Origin of the sequence: Kitasatospora sp. NPDC097643, assembly GCF_040302625.1 — a bacterium.
Classification (GTDB): Bacteria; Actinomycetota; Actinomycetes; order Streptomycetales; family Streptomycetaceae; genus Kitasatospora.
Map to the genome: position 1 here is coordinate 59,891 of NZ_JBEOSA010000039.1, position 19,107 is coordinate 78,997.

Genomic DNA, 19,107 nt, shown 5'->3' on the forward strand with positions numbered 1-19,107 from the left:
GCCACCACCGCCGACCGGCTGCGCGCCCGGCACGTCGCGAGGAGGTCCTGAGCCCGCGCCGGGCCATTTCGTTCACCAACCATTCGCCAAACCCTCACCCGGAAGGCCCCGGCAGAACCTCCCGCCCAATGGAGCGCGTCCAGCCGGACCGACCGACGGCACACCGCGATCCAACGGTGATCCTGCGCCCCTTGACGCCACGGTTGTTAGCGTTAACACTTCATTTCACGCCAGGCCAGAGCCATCGCCACCCCGACGTTCCACAGCGCGAGGGACCGCTCCGGCCGGCCCCGCTCGACCGCTCCCAGTCACCCAGCAGGGGTGCCCGGTGCCCGGTCGCGGAACATCACTGGAGGAACTGTGCGGAAGATTTCGGCGGGTCTGGTCGCCGCGGGCCTGGTGCTCTCGCTGGCGGCCTGCGGCCAGAGCGCCAACGGTGCCGGCGACGGCCCGGCCAAGGGCGACGCCAAGGGCGGGCTCGTCGGCATCGCGATGCCGACCAAGTCGTCGGAACGCTGGATCAACGACGGCAACAACATGGTCAAGGAGTTCCAGGCCAAGGGTTACAAGACCGACCTGCAGTACGGCGACAACGTGGTGGAGAACCAGGTCTCCCAGGTGGAGAACATGATCACCAAGGGCGCCAAGCTGCTGGTGATCGCCGCCATCGACGGCTCCTCCCTCACCAACGTGCTCCAGAAGGCCTCCGACGCCCACATCCCGGTGATCTCCTACGACCGGCTGATCCGCGGCACGGCCAACGTCGACTACTACGCGACCTTCGACAACTACAAGGTCGGCGTCCTCCAGGGCGGCTACATCGCCGACAAGCTCGGCCTCAAGGACGGCAAGGGGCCGTTCAACATCGAGCTGTTCGCCGGCTCGCCGGACGACAACAACGCCACCTTCTTCTTCAACGGCGCGATGAGCGTCCTCAAGCCGTACATCGACCAGAAGAAGCTGGTCGTGCAGAGCGGCCAGACCGAGTTCAACCAGGTCGCCACGCTGCGCTGGGACGGCGGTCTCGCCCAGTCCCGGATGGACAACCTGCTGAGCAAGGCCTACACCTCCGCCCACGTCGACGCCGTGCTCTCGCCGTACGACGGCATCTCGATCGGCATCCTCTCCTCCCTCAAGGGCGTCGGCTACGGCACCGCCAAGTCGCTGCCCGTCGTCACGGGCCAGGACGGCGAGCTGGCCTCGGTGAAGTCGATCATCGCGGGCGAGCAGACCCAGACCGTCTACAAGGACACCCGCCAGCTGGCCAAGGCCGCCGTGCAGATGGGCGACGCGCTGCTGACCGGCGGCAAGCCCGAGGTCAACGACACCAGCCAGTACAACAACGGCGTGAAGACCGTCCCGGCACAGCTGCTCCAGCCGGTCAGCGTCGACAAGGACAACTACCAGAAGGTCCTGGTCGACAGCGGCCAGTACACCGCGGACCAGCTCAAGTAGCCCGCGGGGCCCGCCCGACCGGGCCCCGCGCCGAAACCGGCGGTGCGGCCCCCGGGCTCCCCGGAGCCCGGGGCCTCCTCCCCCACCGCACCGCCCCGAACGATACGGACGCACAACCATGGCTGGACCCGTTCTCGAAATGCGGTCGATCAGCAAGGAGTTCCCCGGCGTCAAGGCGCTCTCCGAGGTCAACCTGACCGTCGCCGCCGGTGAGGTGCACGCCATCTGCGGCGAGAACGGCGCCGGCAAGTCCACCCTGATGAAGGTGCTCAGCGGCGTCTACCCGCACGGCAGCTACGAGGGCAAGATCCTCTTCGAGGGCGAGCCCTGCCGGTTCAGGGACATCCGGGCCAGCGAGCAGCGCGGCATCGTCATCATCCACCAGGAACTGGCGCTGGTGCCGTACCTGTCCATCGCCGAGAACGTCTTCCTCGGCAACGAGCACGCCTCCCGCGGCATCATCAGCTGGCACCGGACGCTCACCCACGCCGCCGAACTGCTCCGCCAGGTCGGCCTCGACGAGAGCCCGCACACCCGGATCGCCGACCTCGGCGTGGGCAAGCAGCAGCTGGTCGAGATCGCCAAGGCGCTGGCCAAGAAGGTCAAGCTGCTCATCCTGGACGAGCCGACCGCGGCGCTGAACGACGAGGACAGCCGCAAGCTGCTCGACCTGATCCTCGAACTCAAGGCGCAGGGCATCTCCTGCATCATCATCTCGCACAAGCTCAACGAGATCGCCCGGGTCGCGGACTCCGTGACCATCCTGCGCGACGGGCAGACCATCGAGACCATCGCGATCGGCTCCGAGGGCATCTCCGAGGACCGGATCATCCGCGGCATGGTCGGCCGCGACCTGGAGCACCGCTACCCCGAGCGCACCCCGGAGATCGGGGAGGTCGCCTTCGAGGTCGAGGACTGGACCGTCCGGCACCCGATCGACCAGCAGCGCACGGTGGTCGACGGCGCCTCGCTGAGCGTACGGCGCGGTGAGATCGTCGGCATCGCCGGCCTGATGGGCGCCGGCCGTACCGAACTCGCGATGAGCGTCTTCGGCCGCTCGTACGGTCGTTGGGCCGCCGGCCGGGTACGGCTGCACGGCCGGGAGATCCGCACCCGGACGGTGCCCGAGGCGATCGGGCACGGCATCGCGTACGTCACCGAGGACCGCAAGCAGCTCGGCCTCAACCTCATCGACGACATCAGCCGGAACATCTCGCTGAGCGCACTCGGCAAGGTCGCCCGGAACGGCCGGGTCAACCGGCACGAGGAGGCCAAGGTCGCCGAATCGTTCCGGCACACCATGAACATCAAGGCCCCCACGGTGTTCACCCGGACCGGCACGCTCAGCGGCGGCAACCAGCAGAAGGTCGTCCTCAGCAAGTGGATCTTCGCCGAGCCCGAGGTGCTGATCCTCGACGAGCCCACCCGCGGCATCGACATCGGCGCGAAGGCCGAGATCTACACGGTCATCGCCGAGTTGGCCGCCCAGGGCAAGGCCGTGCTCGTCATCTCGTCCGAACTCCCCGAACTCCTGGGCCTGTGCGACCGGATCTACACCATGGCCGAAGGCCGGATCACCGGCGAGGTGGCCCGTGCCGACGCCACCCAGGAATCCCTCATGCGGCTCATGACCATGAGCGCCGCATCCAGCAACGAGCAGGTGTAAGGCATGGCCCAGACCGAGATCATCCCGGATTCGTCCCCGAAGGCACCGCAGGCCGGTCCCGGCCCGTCCCTCGGCGGCGTGCTCGCCCGCGCGCTGCGCGGCAACGTGCGCCAGTACGGCATGCTGGTCGCACTCGCGCTGATCGTGCTGCTGTTCCAGATCTGGACGGACGGCATCCTGCTCCAGCCGCTCAACATCACCAACCTGATCCAGCAGAACGGCTACATCCTCATCCTGGCGATCGGCATGATGATCGTCATCATCGCCGGGCACATCGACCTCTCGGTCGGTTCGCTGGCCGCCTTCGTCGGGGCCGCCGCCGCGGTGATGATGGTCAAGCACCACCTGCCGTGGCCCGTGGCGGTGCTGGGCGCGCTGGTGATCGGCGCCCTCGCCGGCGCCTGGCAGGGCTTCTGGATCGCCTACCTCGGCATCCCGTCCTTCATCGTCACCCTGGCGGGCATGCTGCTGTTCCGCGGCGGCACCCAGATCCTGCTCCAGGGCCAGTCGGTGGCGCCGTTCCCCAAGGGCTTCCAGAGCATCAGCAGCGGCTTCCTCCCCGAGGTCGGGCCGCACACCAACTACCACAACCTCACCGTGCTGCTGGGCCTCGCGGTACTGGCCGTCGCGATCCTCCAGGAGGTGCGCGGCCGGCGGCAGACCGCCGCGTACGGGCTGGAGGTGCTCCCGCTCGGGCTGTTCCTGACCAAGCTCGCCGTGATCACCGCGGCGGTGGTCGCGTTCACCATGCTGCTGGCCAGCTACCACGGTGTGCCGATCGTCCTGCTGATCCTCGGCGCCCTGCTGGTCGGCTTCGGCTACCTGATGCGCAACTCGATCATCGGCCGGCACACCTACGCCATCGGCGGCAACGAGGCGGCGGCCAAGCTGTCCGGCGTGAAGAGCAAGCGGGTCGTCTTCCTCGCCTTCACCAACATGGGCGTCCTGGCGGCGCTGGCCGGTCTGGTCTTCGCCGCGCGCCTCAACGCCGGCACCCCGCAGGCCGGCATCAACTTCGAGCTGGAGGCGATCGCCGCGGCCTTCATCGGCGGCGCCTCCGCCAGCGGCGGCGTGGGCACCGTCATGGGCGCCATCATCGGCGGCCTGGTGCTCGGCGTGCTGAACAACGGCATGTCGCTGGTCGGCGTCGGCACCGACTACCAGCAGGTGATCAAGGGCCTGGTACTGCTCGCGGCCGTCGGCTTCGACGTCTACAACAAGCGCCGCGCCGGTTCCTGACACCGGCGCACAGGGGGGCGAGGACGGGCGCGGTGCTCCGGCACCGCGCCCGTCCTGCCTTGTGGCCTCTTCCCCGGACCCCCGCGCCGTGGCGGGCCTGGCCGTCCTCCGCTGAGCGCCGCCCGGGTCGGGGTCGTGCGCCGTCAGGCGGAAGGCCGGACCCGGGCTTCCTGAGCGGCCCTCGCCGCGAGCGGGTTGATGTCGGCCCGGCGCGCCTGCTGCATGGCGGTCAGCCGGTTGACCACCATGATCGCCGCCACCGCCGCCACCAGGCGCAGCACCGATCCGGCGGCCTCGACCCGGATGGTGGTGCGCAGGCTCTCCACGCTGTCGAGGACCGTCAGGTCGACGTGCTTCAGCATGGCGCCTGCGATCCGCCCGACCACGATCGAGCCGATCCAGGTGGACCACCACAGGACGAGCACCTTCTCCGACGGCGTGCGTCGCCGTCCCTCGGCGTCCAGCGGCGCGCTCGCCCGCCAGCAGTCGGCCATCAGCTGCCAGGGGAACCAGAGCAGGACGACGGGGGTGAACCAGGCCCCGATGGTCCACCCGCGTCCGAGGCGGTGCCCGTTCGGCAGGAGCAGCTCGGCGTTCTCACGGATCCGGTAGAACCAGACGATGAACACCACGGCCGTGGCCAGCGCCAACGGGAGGAACACCGAGTTCAGCGCGTTCGCCACGGAGTCCACCGCGTCGAAGTCGTCGACGCCGGCGTCGCTCGAACTGTTCGCCAGGCCGCCCAGGAGCAGGTCGGACCGGACGTCGACCGCGACCACCAGCGCCGCCAGGACGGCGTTCAATCCCAACAGGACGTAGACCGCCGCGGCCAGGCCGTTCGCCGGGCGCAGCGCCGCCGCCCATCCGGGAGCCGCCTCCGCGCAGCCGAAGCAGCGGCCGCTGTCCGTCCCCCCAGGGCGCGCCCCGCACGCCACACACACCATCAGATCGTCAACTCCCGGAATCGCCGCGTGTCGACCACGCGCGCTGGTACGCCCCCACCCCGACCAAGACGGGCGCGCCGACTCCAGGGGATCCGAGACATCGGCTGCCAGCGGGAATTCCCAGCTCAGGGGCGGTATCACCAGATAGCCGACAGATCGCTCCGACAACGCGCCCCAGGCCGAGCCGGATCCGGCTCGGCCTGGGGCGGGAGGGGAGGAAAGGGGCCTGCGGGTAGGCGGTGGGTCAGGGCTCAGTGCGCCAGGAGTACCAGGAGCAGCACGACCAGGGCCGGCACGGTCTGCACGAAGAGGATCTTGCGGGAGGACGTCACGGCGCCGAACAGGCCGGCGACGGCGACGCAGGACGCGAAGAAGACCCGCACCTGGAAGCCGACCGGGTCGGAGGCGAACGCGCCCCAGAAGAGCCCGGCCGCCAGGAACCCGTTGTACAGGCCCTGGTTGGCGGCCATCGCCTTGGTCGCCAGCGCGAACTCCTCGGACGTGCCGAAGGAGGCCCGGGCTCGGGGCGTGGTCCACAGGAACATCTCCAGGACCAGGATGTAGACGTGCAGGAGGGCGAGCGCGACAACCGCAATCGTGGCAACTGTGGACATGCCGGGCATATTACGCGCCAGCCGGGACCTGACCGGTCGTGAGGTGAACTGCCGCGGCAGCTGGACCGACATTTTGTTCAGGCACTCGCCCAATCGTCAAGACCGGGCACGGGCCCGAAGTTTTCTCGACCGGGCGGCAACCTCCTGCGGGCCGGCGGCAACTGATGGGCGACACCGAGGGCCGAACACCCCGGGTCGTCCGATCGATCCCCGGGCGACCACCGGTCAACGCGACGTCGAGTCGGTCCACCGCAGTCGATCCACCGAAATGGACGGGAATGAAGGCAACGAAGCACTCCGCCCCACGGCCGAACCGCAGCCGAGGGTTGATCATGGGCATACCGTTGGCGCTGGTGGTGGTCGGCGTGCTGGTCCTCCTGGCCTTCGCACTGCCGTCGGGCGGCGGGAGCGGCGCTGCCTCCGCGGAGCCGGCTGCCGCCTCCGTCGCAGCCACCGGGCCGGGCACCTCGCCGGGCGCCGGCGCCCCGGCCGACCCCACGCCCTCGACGGCACCGCCGTCGGTCACCAGCGCACCGTCCTCGGCCACCGCCACCGCTTCACCGTCGGCCACCAAGTCGCCGTCGGCCACCCCCACGCCGCGGCCCTCGGCCACCACGGCCACCCCGACCCCCTCGGCCGCCACCAGCAGTGCCCGCACGGCCCCGGCCACGGCGCCCCCGGCCGCGGCGTCCCTGGCCGGGCGGATCAAGCCCGGCGCGAACTACCAGGGCGTCGCGACGTCCTACGACGCCGCTGACGGCAACGGTGCCTGCTCGTTCGGCCCCTCCGGCGACCTGATGATCGCGGCGATGAACCACACCGACTACGAGACCTCCAGGGCGTGCGGGGCATCCGTGCTCGTCCGCGCCGCCAACGGGGCGAGCATCACGGTGCGGATCGTCAACGAGTGCCCCCTGCCCTGCGCGCCCGGGCAGCTCGACCTGAGCCACGAGGCCTTCGCCAAGCTCGCGGACCTCTCGGTGGGCCGCCTCCCGGTCACCTGGACGCTGCTGAGCCCCGGCACGGCACCCGACACGATGTCGATCCGGTACAAGGCCGGGTCCTCCCAGTGGTGGTGCGGGATCCAGGTGATCGGCCACCGGAATCCGGTGGTGGCCCTGGAGGTCCAGAGCGGAGGCGGCTGGCGGCAGTTGACCCGGACCGACTACAACTACTTCCTCTCCCCCGACGGCAGCGGGTGCGGCGGACCGATCAGGGTCACCGACCTCTACGGGGAACAACTGACCGTCGACGCAGTCGCGGTGAAACCGGACGTCGTCCAGCCGACCCGCGTCCAGTTCGCCCGGCATTGAGCACGCCGACCCGTCGGCGGGGCGGTGGTCGCCGGCCGAGGCGACCACGGCTCCGCCCCGAAGAGGGGCACTGCTACGCTCATGCCTCTTGTTAACGCTCACATTGCAGGGGGAGGGCGACCAGGGGACATGCTCCTCGATGACGCGTCCGCGGAGTTCAACGACTTCTTCGAACGCCACTACGCTGAACTCGCCCGTCTCGCCCATCTCCTGACCGGCGAGACGGACGCGGCCGACGACCTCGCCGCAGACGCCCTGCTCGCCCTGTGGCAGCGCTGGGACCGGCTCCGTGCGGCCGACCACCCCCTCGCCTACGCCCGCGGGGTGGTCGCCAACATGGCCCGGGCCCGGATCCGCAGCGCGGTCCGCGAGCGGCGCCGCGTCCTGCTGTTCTGGTCCCGCAGCCCGGAGAAGACCGAAGGACCCGATGTCGCAGGCGTGCTGGACGTCCGCGCGGCGCTCGCCCGGCTGCCGTTCCGCAAGCGGGCGTGCGTGGTGCTGCGGCACGCCTTCGACCTGTCGGAGAAGGACGCCGCGGCGGCGCTCGGGATATCGGTCGGTACGGTGAAGAGCCAGACCTCGAAGGGGATGGCCGAGCTGCAACAGTTGCTCGGCGCACGAGCGGTCGGCGAACTGGCGACAGGAAGGAGGAACCGGTGAACGATCACATCACCCAGCAGCTGCGCGAGGCGGCCGAGGCCCACTGGCCCGACCGGGCAAGGATGCTGGCCCGCGTGCAGCGCGGTGCAGTCCGCCCCGCCGTCCGGCACCGCACGCGCTCGGGTCTGCGGTCCTGGCCCAGGGCCGTGATCGCCGGCCTGGCCGGCGCCGGAATCCTGGCGACCGGCGGTCTCGCCGTGGCGGGAATCGTCGGGCCCACGCCGCCGGCGGAGACCGCCACCACGGCTCCGGCCGCTCCGTCGCCGACGGTCACGCCGACGCCGACCCGGCCGGCGCCCCCGGCCACCACCGCCCCGGCCACCACCGCCCCGATCATCGGAGCCCCGGCCACCGCCGCCCCGACCAGCCCGCATCCGACCCCGTCGGCCGCCGGCCGGGCCCAGAACGGGCCGCTGTGGTCGGCGGGATCGGTCGACCCGCACAGCAACGGGTACTGGGGCCAGGACAACCTCGTGCTCAGGACCACCCAGCAGCTCACCTCGCTCACCGTGGAAATGCGCGTCGCCCAGACCGGCGACGTGCGGGACGCCCGCACCTGGCAGACCCTGCCGGGCGACGACTTCACCGTCACCGTCCAGGAGTCCGGCGGCGTGCTGACCTACCGCTGGGTCCTCAAGCCCGGCCGCACCGTACCGACCGGGCAGCACGAGTTCGCCTGCCAGTTCAACCACGCCGCCGGCGTGCGCAGTGCCGGCGGCGACAGCTACCGCGTCGAGGCCCAGTCGACGGGCGGCACCGCCTCCGTCTGGGGAGGACTCGCCCCGGCGGGGTGAGCTCCGCCCCGGCGGGATGAGGGCCGCCCCGGACACGCGCAGGGCGCCCGCTCCAACGAGCGGGCGCCCTGCACAGTCCTGGATCCGAGCCTGCCGGATCGCCCCGGACGCACCTCACGGGCCGCCGGTTCAGGCGCCGACCAGCTCCTTCTCGGCGACGAGGGAGTCCACGACCGCCGGGGCGACGCCCTTCCGCATCCCCTTGAGCAGCACGACCACCGCCGTGGTGACCACCGTGCCCGCCACGACCGCGAGCAGGTACAGGAACGGGCTGCCGATCAGCGGGAGCACCCAGATCCCGCCGTGCGGGGCCCGCAGGGTGGAGCCGAAGGCCATCACCAGTCCGCCGGCCGTCATGCTGCCAACGATGTTCGCCGGGATGACCCGCAGCGGGTCCGCCGCCGCGAACGGGATCGCGCCCTCGGTGATGAACGAGGCGCCGAGCACCCAGGCCGCCTTGCCGTTCTCCCGCTCGTCGGGGGTGAACAGGCCGCGCCGGACGACGGTGGCCAGGGCCATGCCCAGCGGCGGGGTCATACCGGCGGCCATCACGGCAGCCATCACCTTGAGGCTGCCGGCGTCCGGGGTGGTGCCCGCGGTGGTGAGCGCACCGGCCGCGAAGGTGTACGCGACCTTGTTCAGCGGACCGCCCATGTCGAAGGCCATCATCGCGCCGAGCAGCAGGCCGAGCAGGATCGCGTTGGAGCCGGAGAGGCCGTTCAGCCAGTCGGTCAGGCCGCGCATCGCCGAGGCGATCGGCGAGCCGACCACCACGAACATCAGGAAGCCGACCACCGCGACCGACAGCAGCGGGATCACCACGACCGGCATGATGCCCTTGATCGCGCGCGGCACGTTCCAGCGGATCATCCACAGCACCAGGAAGCCCGCGGCCAGGCCCGACACGATGCCGCCGAGGAAGCCCGCGCCGACCGCCACCGAGACGGCACCGCCGGCGATGCCGGCGGCCAGTGCCGCCCGGTCCGCGATCGCCCAGGCGATGTACCCGGAGAGGACCGGGACCAGGAAGCCGAAGGAGGTCTTGCCGGTCTGGAACAGCATCGCCGCCCAGCTGTGCGAGGAGGTCCAGTCGAAGTCGCCCAGCACGGACGGCGCGGAGGCGATCTGGTAGCCGCCGATGGCGAAGGCGAGGGCGATCAGCAGGCCGCCCGCCGCGACGAACGGGATCATGTAACTGACGCCCGTCATCAGGTACTTGCGCAGCCGCTGGGCCCAGTGCTCGCCCGCCGGCGCGGTCGGTGCGGCCACCCGTGCGGTGGCGGGACGTGCGCCGCTGCCGGCCTCGGCGACCAGCCCGGCGGCCTGGGCGATCAGGTCGTCGGGGCGGTTGACGGCGGCCTTCACGCCCACGTCCACGGTCGGCTTGCCGGCGAAGCGGGCGCGGTCCCGGACCTCCACGTCATGGGCGAAGATCACCGCGTCGGCCTCGGCGATCACCTCGGGGGCCAGCACCGTCGTCCCGGCCGACCCCTGGGTCTCGACCTGGATCCGCGCACCCGCCCGGGCGGCGGCCAGCTCCAGGGCCTTGGCGGCCATGTAGGTGTGCGCGATGCCGGTCGGGCAGGAGGTCACCGCCACCAGCCGCAGCCCGCCGTCGGCGGCGGCCGGCTCCGAGACGGCGGTCGGCTCCGAGACGGCGGTCGGCTCCGCACCCACGGCCTTCTCCGGAGCGACGGCCTTCTCGCGAGCGACGGCCGGTGCCTCCTCGCCGTTGATCAGGGCCGCGACCGTACCCGGGCTCTCGGCGTCGCGCAGGGCGCCGGTGAACGCGGGGTCCATCAGCCGGCGGGCCAGCGCGGCGAGGATCTGCAGGTGGGCGTCGTCCGCACCGGCCGGCGCCGCGATCATGAAGACCAGGTCGGCGGGCCGGCCGTCCGGGGCGTCGAAGTCCAGACCCCTGGTGCTGCGGCCGAAGGCCAGGCTCGGCTGCGTGACGTGGGGTGATCTGCAGTGCGGGATACCGATGCCGTCCCCCATCCCGGTCGGGGCCTGGGCCTCACGGGCGGCCACGTCGGCGAGGAAGCCGTCGAGGTCGGTCACCCGGCCCTCGGCGACCAGCCGCTGGGCGAGGGTGCGGAGGGCTTCGCCCTTGTCCGCCGGGGCGAGGTGGAGGTCAACGAGTGCGGGTGTGATCAGTCCGCTGGTGTCGCTCATCGTGTCGGTCCTTCAACTGGTGCCTGACAGTGTTCCCTTGCCCCCGGGAATGGTCGCCGTTCCGTCCCACACGGTCGGGCGGTGCTGCCTCCGGCTGGAGGCGGTTCTCAGCCGCGAAGCGGTCGTTCGTACGGGATGTCCGCCGTCACGACCACCGCGGCCGGGTCCAGATCGGCCGGGGTCGGCATGACGCTCCCCGGCAGTTGTACGGCGGCGGCGCCGTGCGCCAGGGCCGCCGCCAGTGCCTCGGGGCCGGTGCCACCGGCTCCGAGGAAGCCCGCGAGCGAGGCGTCGCCCGCTCCCACGTCACTGCGGACGACGGCGACCGGTGCGCTGCCGTACCAGCTGCCCTCCTCGGCGATCAGCAGCATGCCGTCCGCACCGAGGCTGGCGAGGACCTGCTGGGCGCCCCGCTTGCGCAGTTCCCCGGCCGCGTCCACGGCGTCGCCGACGGTGGCGACCGGGCGGCCCACGGCCTCGGCGAGCTCCTCCCGGTTGGGCTTGACCACGTCGGGACGGGCCGAGAGCGCGGCGAGCAGCGCGGGGCCGGAGGTGTCCAGGGCGATCCGGGCGCCACCCGAGTGCACCTGCGCGACCAGCTCGGCGTACCACTCGGGCGCCAGTCCGCGCGGCAGGCTGCCGCAGCAGGCCAGCCAACCGACGGTGTTCCCGTTGCCCCGTCCGGCCTGCTGGGTGTCGCGGACGCGAGCCAGCAACGCGGCCGACTCGGCGGCGCTGAGCTCGGGGCCCACCGCGTTGATCTTCGTGAGGCTGCCGCCGTTCTCGGCGATCGAGACGTTGATCCGGGTGTCGCCCGCGATGGCGACCGCCGCGACGTCGATGCCCTGATGGCGCAGCAGGTCGGAGAGCAGCCCACCGGAGAGGCCGCCCAGCGGCAGGACGGCCGTGGTGCGGTGGCCTGCGGCGGTGAGCGCGCGGGAGACGTTGACGCCCTTGCCGCCCGGGTCGAGCCGGTCGTGCCCGGCTCGGTTGACCTCGCCCAGGGTGAGCGTTCCCAGCTCGTAGGTGCGATCGAGGCTGGGGTTGGGGGTGATGGTGACGATCATGCGCGGATGACTTCCGGTCCGTGGTTCTCGATCTCGGTGGCCTGCTCGTCGGTCAGTCCAGTGTCCGTGACCAGCACGTCGACCTGGTCCAGCGAGCCGAACCGGGCGAAGTGACGGGCGCCGTACTTGGAGGAGTCGGCCACCAGGACCACCCGGCGGGCACCGGCGAGCATGGCCCTCTTGACTGCGGCCTCGGCGAGGTCCGGCGTCGACAGTCCGCCCTCGATGGAGAACCCGTTGGTCGCGACCACCGCGACGTCCGCGTGGATGTCGGCCAGGTCGCGCAGCGCCCAGGAGTCGACGGCCGCCTGGGTGCGGTGGCGCAGCCGCCCGCCGACCAGGTGGAGGGAGAGCGCGGGGTGGTCGGCCAGCCGGGCCGCGACCGGGAGGGCGTTGGTGACGACGGTGAGGGCGCAGTCCAAGGGCAGCAGGCCGGCCAGCCGGGAGACGGTCGTCCCGGCGTCCAGGATCACGCTGCCCTCGCCGGGCAGCAGGGCCAGGGCCGCCTTGGCGATGCGCTCCTTCTCGGCCGCGGCCGTGGAGTCCCGTTCGGCCAGACCGGGTTCCAGGTGCAGCGCGCCGACGGGCAGCGCCCCGCCGTGCACCCGGTGCAGCAGGCCGGCCCGGTCCAAGGTGCTCAGATCGCGCCGGATGGTCTCCTGCGTGACGCCGAAGTCCTCGGCCAGCGTCTGCACGTCCACCCTGCCCTGCTCCTGGGCGAGGCGGAGGATCTGTTGCTGCCGCTCCGGTGCATACATGTGGGATTGGGTCCGTTTCATGTCCGTTTACGCCTGGTGACGCCCGACCATACGCGCTTCGGACAAAAAAGCAAGAGCTTGCTCCGCCTCTCGTCCACTCCGTGGAATACGCCCGAATGTGTTGACATCTCCGCGCAATCGGGCGTAGAACCAACCGAAACAACGCGCTAACGGGCGTGAAACCACAGGCCGCCTGGTCCCCGCGACCGCCCCCGTACCGCGGGGACCAGGCACCGACCACGGTGGCCCGCGCTTCACCCTCCGCGCGGGCCACCGTGCTCCACCCTCCCGCCGGCCCGGTTCCCACCCGGGTCGGCGGATCCTCTCCGCCATCTCCCCCGAGGACTCCCATGCACTCGATCCAGGTCATCGTCGGCTCCAGCAGCGGTCTGCACGCCCGCCCGGCGTCCCTGTTCGTCCAGGCCGCCGCCCGACAGCCGGTCAAGGTCACCGTCGGCCGCCCGGGCCAGACACCGGTCGACGCCCGTAGCCTGCTGTCCGTCCTCGCCCTGGCCGCCGGCCGCGGCGACACCCTGGAGCTCAGCGCCTCAGGCGACGGGGCCCAGGACTCGCTCCGGACGCTCGCCGAGCTGCTCGCCGCCGACCTCGACGCAGCGGCATGAGCGACCTGATCCGCGGGATCGGTGTCGGCACCGGCAGCGCGGCGGGCCCGGTCGCCCGAATGGCGCCCCCGGTCCCGCTGCCCGCCCCGAGGGCGGTCGCCGACCCGGCGGCCGAGGTGGCCGCGGTCCGCGCCGCCCTCGGTGCGGTCGTCACCGACCTGGACGAGCGCGCCGCCCGCGCGAGCGGCCCCGGCTCCGAGGTGCTCACGGCCCAGGCCATGATGGCCGCCGACCCGGTCCTCGCCGACCGGGCCGCCGAGCTCGCCGAGCAGGGCACCGACGGCGCCCACGCGCTCACCACCGCCTTCGACGGCTTCCGCGCCGCGCTGGTCGCCGCCGGCGGCTACTTCGCGGAGCGCGCCGCCGACCTGGACGACCTGCGCGACCGCGCCGTGGCGCACCTGCTCGGCCTGCCGGTACCCGGTCTGCCCGACCCCGGACACCCGTACGTCCTGGTCGCCGACGACCTGGCGCCCGCCGACACCGCGCTGCTCGACCCCGCCCAGGTGCTGGCCGTGGTCACCGTCCGCGGCGGACCGACCAGCCACACGGCCATCCTCGCCAAGGCGCTCGGCGTGCCGGCCGTGGTCGGCTGCACCGGCGCCATGGAGCTGGCGGACGGCCGGCACGTCCTGGTGCACGGCGCGGACGGCGTGGTCGAGCCCGACCCGAGCCCGGAGGCGCTCGGCCGGGCCGCCGAACGGGAGCGCCGCCGCCGCGAGCTGTCGGCCGCGGTCCGCGGACCGGGCCGGACGGCGGACGGCCACCCGGTCGCCCTGCTGGTCAACCTCGGTGCGCCGCACGAGCTGGCCGGCGCGGCCGCCGCCGACGCCGAGGGCGTGGGCCTGTTCCGCACCGAGTTCCTCTTCCTGGACCGCGCCGAAGCACCGGGCCGCGCCGAACAGGCCGCCGCCTACCGGAAGGTCTTCGCGGCCTTCGCCGGCCGCCGGGTGGTCGTCCGCACCCTCGACGCGGGCGCGGACAAACCGCTGCCCTTCGCCACCTCCGCCGACGAGGAGAACCCTGCCCTGGGTGTCCGCGGCCTGCGGACGGCCGCCCGCGACCCCCAGCTCCTGGAGACCCAGCTCGCCGCGATCGCCGAGGCCGCCGAGGACAGCACCGCGCAGGTCTGGGTCATGGCCCCGATGGTGTCGATCCCCCGTGAGGCCGCCGAGTTCGCCGCCCGGGTCCGCGCGCACGGCCTGCCGCTGGCCGGCGCGATGATCGAGGTCCCGGCAGCCGCGCTGCGGACCGACCGGCTGGCCGAGTCCTGCGACTTCTTCAGCATCGGCACCAACGACCTGGCCCAGTACGCCTTCGCGGCCGACCGGACGCTCGGCACCCTCGCCGAGCTGCTCGACCCGTGGCAGCCGGCCCTGCTCGGACTGGTCGCCACCGCCGCCGAAGCGGCGGCCGCGCACGGCCGTCCGATCGGCGTCTGCGGCGAGGCCGCCGCCGACCCGGCACTCGCCCTGGTCCTGGTCGGTCTCGGGATCACCAGCCTGTCCGCCGCACCCGCCGCGCTCCCCGAGGTGCGGGCGGCGTTGGCCGCCCACACCCTCGCGCAGTGCCGCGAACTCGCCGAGCTGGCCCTGCTCGCCGATGACGCCGCGGATGCCCGCGGCAAGGTCCGGTCGCACCTCGCCGGACGCTGATCCGCACCTTCCGGGCGCCGGGCCGCCGCGGACCCGGCGCCCTCACGACGAGTTCGGCCACGCTCAGGCTTGCCAGTGCGGCTTGCCGCTGACCATCCGGCAGTAGATCACCCGGCCCTTGGCGTCGTGGGTGTTCTTCCCCAGATCCGCGGTGCGGCAGAACTGGCCGGCCTCGTAGCAGTTCCCCGCGGCGGACCGGAGCTCACAGTCGCCCGCGGCCGCCGTGGTCTGCTGCGGTGCCGGGTCGGTCGGCGGCTGCGCGGTGGTCGCCTTCGGCTGCGGCACCGCGCTCGCCGGGGGCTGCGCGTGGGAGCTCGCCGGTGCGGGCGCGGCCGGCGTCGGGGTGACCGTCGATGCGGCGGGCGGCGGCGGCGGGGTGGTCACCGCCGTGGTCGCCGCAGCGGTGGCCGTGGCGGTGGCAGCGGCCGTGGCCGTGGCGGTCGGCGAGGACGTCGCCCGGGTGCCGCCGTCGGCCGCTGACGGGTCGCAACCGGTCAGCGCCAGACCGACGGTGAGGACGAGTCCGGCGAATCCGGCCAGGCCGGCCGCGCGGCGGCGACCGGGTATCCGTGAAGGCATGGGGAGAGAACGCTCCGTTCCGTTTGGGTGAGGCGTGCGATTCAAGCAGGGCCCGCACACACGCCGGACACGGTTCGCACACCCGTTGGCAGATCGAGACCTTCCGACCACCGAACGTCACCACCCACCCGGGGGCCGTCACGCTCCGCCGCACGCACCCCCGGAAGGGGCTTGCTCACCCCGAGGCGGCCGTCCGGCGTTCGAACACCTCGGGGCGGGCGGTCTCCAGCGCCGTCGCCACCGCGCCCAGCAGCACCGCCTCCTCCCCCAGCAGGCTGGGCGCCAGCCGCGGCCGCATCGGGGCGAGCCGGTTCAGCGCCCGCTCCAGCGGCTCCAGCAGCAGGTCCGCGCTGGAGCCGATGCCGCCGCCCAGGACCACCCGGTCCGGGTCCAGGACGGCGGACAGCACCGCGAGGGCGTAGGCGAGTTGGGTCACCTCGCGGTCGACCGCGCCGACCGCCGCCGGGTCGCCGGCCCGGGCCCGCTCGAACACCTGCCGGGCGGTCGGCGTGCCGGGCATGCCGAGTTCGACGGCGGTCCGGACCACCGCCTCCGCCGCGGCCTCCTGCTCGATGGTCACCACCGGCTCCTCGGCTCCCGAGCCGGAGCCGGAGCCGAACCCCGCGCCGGCGGGCCCCGGCAGCGGCACCATCCCGATCTCGCCCAGCGCCCCGTGGGCCCCGACCAGCAGTTCCCCGTCCTTGACCACCCCCACGCCCAGCCCCGTGCCGACCAGCAGGTAGGCGAACATCCGGCTGCCCCGGCCCGCGCCGAGGGTGTACTCGCCGAGCGCCGCGAGGTTGGCGTCGTTGGCGACGGTGACGGCCGTCCCCAGGCCCTCCCCGATCCGGTCGAACAGACCCGGTCTGCCCCAGCCCGGCAGGCTGGTGGCGTACCGGACCCCGCGCCGCTCCTCGTCCCACACGCCCGGGGTGCCGATCACCGCGTGCACGATGTCGGCGGCGGCCAGGCCCGCCTCGGCGGTGGCCTCGTGCGCGGCGGCGACCACCGCGTCGGCGACGGCGTCGGCCGAGCGGCCCCGGTTGGCCACGTCCCGGCGGGCGACCACCGTCCCGGCGAGGTCGGCGACCGCGACCCGCAGCCGTGCCCGCCCGATGTCCACGCCGAGCACGTGCCCGGCCGTCGGCTCGACCTCGTACAGCACGGCGGTACGGCCGCGCTCGGGCGCCACCCGCCCGGCCGCGCGGACCAGCCCGGCCTGCTCCAGCGCGGCGAGCGCGGCGGAGACGGTCGGCTTGGACAGGCCGGTGTCCCGGGCCAGCTGGGCGCGCGAGGAGCCGCCGCCGGTACGCAGCAGTTCGAGCAGCAGCCACTCGTTGTTGCTGCGCAGCCGCTGCCGGTTCCACGGCACGACCGGGATCCCGGTGGCCGGGAGGCGGGTCGGCAGGTGGCTCATCGGGTTCCTCCGGTCTGGGCGGGCGGCAGCGGCGGTCGGCCACGGCGGCGGTGGGGGTGGCCCGTTCCCGGTGCGGAGCGCGGGCCCGCCCAAAGTATGACCGTTGGTCAGAACGCCCTCCACCAGGGCCCGTGCCCGTCCCGTAGGGTCCGTCCGTGTGCACACCAGGTGGCTGATCGGTTACACCACGGACACCGGACCGTCAAGGTTTCCCACTCTTGTGGGCGTGCCGCGCCCCAGGGCGTGATCATGGGCGTATGCAGTTCCGGCACGGCCACCGAGCAGAGGACGCCCCACCCGCGACACCGGACAGCCGGTCCCTGGCGGCAGCGGCGGCGGCCCTCGCCGCGAGCGGCGGTACCGTGACCGAGGGCGACAACCCCGGCGCACTGCGCGACGCGCTCGGCGCCGTCCTCGCCACCGCCCCGGTCGGCCTCGCACTGCTCGACGAGCGGCTGCGCTGGCGTTACCTCAACGCCGCGTTCGCCGCCGTCACCGGGCTGCGCCGGGCGGACCTGCTCGGCCGTCCCGCCGAGGCCACCCCGTTCGCGGGCGCCCTGGCCACCCTGCGCCGGGTCCTCGCCGACGGGCGCGACCGCGAGCAGGTCACCGGCGGCCCCGGCGGCACCGGTTCACCGGTGCCGCCCGGCCTGCGGGTGCGCTACCGGGCGCTGGTGCACGCCGGCCGCACCACCGGCGTGGTGGTGGTCGTCCTCGACGACCCCGATCCGGCCCGGGACCAGCTGCACGCGCTCGAACAGGCCCGGACCAGGCTCGCCCTGCTCGACGCCGCCGCCGAACGGATCGGCACCACCCTGGACATCGGCACCACCTCCGCCGAACTCGCCGCCTTCACCGTGCCCGGCCTCGCCGAGCTCGCCGTCGTCGACGTGCTGCCGCCCGAGGCCGAACCCGCCCGGGCCGGTCGCGCCGCGTCCCAGCGACTGCACCGCGCGGCCGTCGAGGCCACCCCCGCCGTGCGGCCCGCGCTCGCCGCGCTGGCCCGGCCCGGCGAGTCCGTCCGCCACCGGGAGGGCTCGGCCGGCGCCCGCAGCCTCACCGCCGGGGTCGCGCTGCTCACCGAGCCCGGCCCGGGCGACACCGGACCCGCCGCCGACTACGCGGCCGCCGGGATCGCCTCGCTGCTCGTCCTGCCGCTCGCCGCCCGCGGCCGGCTGATCGGCCTGCTCACCCTCGGACGCACCGCCGCCACCCCCGCGTTCACCCCGGACGAGGCCGCGCTGCTCGGCGACCTCGCCTCCCGCGCCGCCATCGGCCTGGACCACGCCCGCCGCTACACCCGCTCCCAGGGCATCGCGCTCGAACTCCAGCGCGCCCTGCTCAGCGAGCCCGGCAATCCGCACCAGAACCTCGGCCTCGCCTCCCGCTACCTGCCCTCCGGCACCAGCTCGGTGGTCGGCGGCGACTGGTACGAGACGGTCCGGCTGCCGTTCGGCCGCACCCTGCTCGCGATGGGCGACGTGATGGGGCACGGCGTCGAGGCGGCCGTGGACATGAGCCAGTACCGCTCGACGCTGCGCGACATCGCGAGCATGGACCTGCCGCCGCACCGGATCCTGCGCCAGCTCGACACCGTCATCTCCGCCAACGACTCGGCCCGCCCGGCGACCTGCCTGCTGGTCCTCGCCGACCCGGGCCGCGACCGCTGGACGCTCTCCAGCGCCGGCCACCTGCCGCCCGCCCTGATCGCCCCGGACCGCCCCACCGAGCTCCTGCGCGTCCCCACCGGCCCGCCGCTCGGCACCGGCCTCGGCGGCTACGAGCAGGTCAGCCACCCGCTGGTGCCCGGCGAGACCCTGTTGCTGTACACCGACGGCCTGGTGGAGCGGCGGGGCGAGGACATCGACGTCTCCCTCGACCGGCTCGCCGCGCTGCGCCTGCCCACCGGCGGCGAGCTGGACGAGCTGCTCGACGCCGTCCTGCACTCCCTCGCCACCGCCACTGCCGCCGAGGACGACATCGCCCTGCTCGCCGCCCGCCCCAAGGCCCGCTGACCCCGCCCGGCCGGGGCCGCCGGTCCTAGGGCCTGTCTGACAATTCCCGCCGGGCGCGCGACGCCGGGCATCCCGGCTGGACGCACCGGCGAAACGCCCGAGTACGACCCAGTACGAGGTCGCTTCGCCGGCA

16 protein-coding genes are annotated in these 19,107 nt (G+C 73.3%); 9 read left to right on the plus strand and 7 right to left on the minus strand.

All coding sequences use genetic code 11. The annotated features are described in order from the left end of the window. The first annotated feature begins 360 nt into the window (after window positions 1–360). From chvE to mmsB, 3 genes are all read left to right on the plus strand, one after another. Window positions 361–1,455 carry a multiple monosaccharide ABC transporter substrate-binding protein gene (gene chvE, locus ABTY15_RS23960; RefSeq protein ID WP_350598336.1) on the plus strand — a complete coding sequence of 365 codons (1,095 nt, stop codon included), beginning with the start codon at window positions 361–363 and terminating at the stop codon, window positions 1,453–1,455. 118 nt (window positions 1,456–1,573) lie between these two features. After that, window positions 1,574–3,121, plus strand: a complete 1,548-nt coding sequence (gene mmsA, locus ABTY15_RS23965) for a multiple monosaccharide ABC transporter ATP-binding protein (protein WP_350598342.1) — start codon at window positions 1,574–1,576, stop codon at window positions 3,119–3,121. 3 nt (window positions 3,122–3,124) lie between these two features. Then, window positions 3,125–4,360, plus strand: a complete 1,236-nt coding sequence (gene mmsB / locus ABTY15_RS23970) for a multiple monosaccharide ABC transporter permease (RefSeq protein WP_350598348.1) — start codon at window positions 3,125–3,127, stop codon at window positions 4,358–4,360. Between the two features lie 143 nt (window positions 4,361–4,503). Here mmsB and ABTY15_RS23975 read toward each other — a convergent pair whose 3' ends face one another. Then, window positions 4,504–5,304 (minus strand): DUF4328 domain-containing protein, encoded by an 801-nt coding sequence (locus tag ABTY15_RS23975; RefSeq protein WP_350598353.1) that lies wholly within the window; start codon window positions 5,302–5,304, stop codon window positions 4,504–4,506. 251 nt (window positions 5,305–5,555) lie between these two features. Beyond that, entirely contained in the window at window positions 5,556–5,918 is a 363-nt protein-coding gene (locus tag ABTY15_RS23980) for a DUF1304 domain-containing protein (protein ID WP_350598360.1), read from the minus strand. A 278-nt stretch (window positions 5,919–6,196) separates the two neighbouring features. Here ABTY15_RS23980 and ABTY15_RS23985 point away from each other — a divergent pair, with 278 nt between their 5' ends. The 3 genes from ABTY15_RS23985 to ABTY15_RS23995 all read left to right on the plus strand — a co-directional run bounded on the left by ABTY15_RS23985 (window position 6,197) and on the right by ABTY15_RS23995 (window position 8,685). Beyond that, the gene (locus tag ABTY15_RS23985) at window positions 6,197–7,231 is read left to right on the plus strand and encodes an expansin EXLX1 family cellulose-binding protein (protein ID WP_502893575.1); all 1,035 of its coding nucleotides are present in this window, start codon (window positions 6,197–6,199) and stop codon (window positions 7,229–7,231) included. A 129-nt stretch (window positions 7,232–7,360) separates the two neighbouring features. Next, window positions 7,361–7,891, plus strand: coding sequence for a SigE family RNA polymerase sigma factor (locus ABTY15_RS23990; RefSeq protein WP_350598374.1), 531 nt, complete (start codon window positions 7,361–7,363; stop codon window positions 7,889–7,891). After that, window positions 7,888–8,685, plus strand: a complete 798-nt coding sequence (locus tag ABTY15_RS23995) for a hypothetical protein (protein WP_350598378.1) — start codon at window positions 7,888–7,890, stop codon at window positions 8,683–8,685. Before ABTY15_RS23990 ends, ABTY15_RS23995 begins: the two co-directional genes overlap by 4 nt. 129 nt (window positions 8,686–8,814) lie before the next feature. On the opposite strand, the gene ABTY15_RS24000 is transcribed toward ABTY15_RS23995, so the two are convergent. The 3 genes from ABTY15_RS24000 to ABTY15_RS24010 all read right to left on the minus strand — a co-directional run bounded on the left by ABTY15_RS24000 (window position 8,815) and on the right by ABTY15_RS24010 (window position 12,685). Next, a complete protein-coding gene (locus tag ABTY15_RS24000) occupies window positions 8,815–10,860 on the minus strand; it encodes a PTS fructose transporter subunit IIABC (RefSeq protein ID WP_350598385.1) in 2,046 nt (681 codons plus the stop codon). A gap of 107 nt (window positions 10,861–10,967) precedes the next feature. After that, the gene (gene pfkB / locus ABTY15_RS24005; RefSeq protein ID WP_350598389.1) at window positions 10,968–11,927 is read right to left on the minus strand and encodes a 1-phosphofructokinase; all 960 of its coding nucleotides are present in this window, start codon (window positions 11,925–11,927) and stop codon (window positions 10,968–10,970) included. Next, window positions 11,924–12,685, minus strand: a complete 762-nt coding sequence (locus ABTY15_RS24010; RefSeq protein WP_350598393.1) for a DeoR/GlpR family DNA-binding transcription regulator — start codon at window positions 12,683–12,685, stop codon at window positions 11,924–11,926. Before ABTY15_RS24010 ends, pfkB begins: the two co-directional genes overlap by 4 nt. 350 nt (window positions 12,686–13,035) lie before the next feature. On the opposite strand from ABTY15_RS24010, the gene ABTY15_RS24015 reads away from it, so the two are divergent. Then, window positions 13,036–13,308 (plus strand): HPr family phosphocarrier protein, encoded by a 273-nt coding sequence (locus ABTY15_RS24015; protein WP_350598398.1) that lies wholly within the window; start codon window positions 13,036–13,038, stop codon window positions 13,306–13,308. After that, on the plus strand, window positions 13,305–14,963 hold the full coding sequence (gene ptsP, locus ABTY15_RS24020) for a phosphoenolpyruvate--protein phosphotransferase (RefSeq protein ID WP_350598405.1): 1,659 nt from the start codon (window positions 13,305–13,307) through the stop codon (window positions 14,961–14,963). Before ABTY15_RS24015 ends, ptsP begins: the two co-directional genes overlap by 4 nt. 63 nt (window positions 14,964–15,026) lie before the next feature. Here ptsP and ABTY15_RS24025 read toward each other — a convergent pair whose 3' ends face one another. Together ABTY15_RS24025 and ABTY15_RS24030 are read right to left on the minus strand one after the other, a co-directional pair. Then, window positions 15,027–15,542: a hypothetical protein gene (locus ABTY15_RS24025; protein ID WP_350598410.1), complete on the minus strand. Its 516-nt coding sequence runs from the start codon at window positions 15,540–15,542 to the stop codon at window positions 15,027–15,029. 175 nt (window positions 15,543–15,717) lie between these two features. Beyond that, on the minus strand, window positions 15,718–16,959 hold the full coding sequence (locus ABTY15_RS24030; RefSeq protein ID WP_350598415.1) for an ROK family transcriptional regulator: 1,242 nt from the start codon (window positions 16,957–16,959) through the stop codon (window positions 15,718–15,720). A 257-nt stretch (window positions 16,960–17,216) separates the two neighbouring features. Here ABTY15_RS24030 and ABTY15_RS24035 point away from each other — a divergent pair, with 257 nt between their 5' ends. Further along, a complete protein-coding gene (locus tag ABTY15_RS24035) occupies window positions 17,217–18,974 on the plus strand; it encodes a PP2C family protein-serine/threonine phosphatase (protein ID WP_350598419.1) in 1,758 nt (585 codons plus the stop codon). Window positions 18,975–19,107 lie beyond the last annotated feature (133 nt).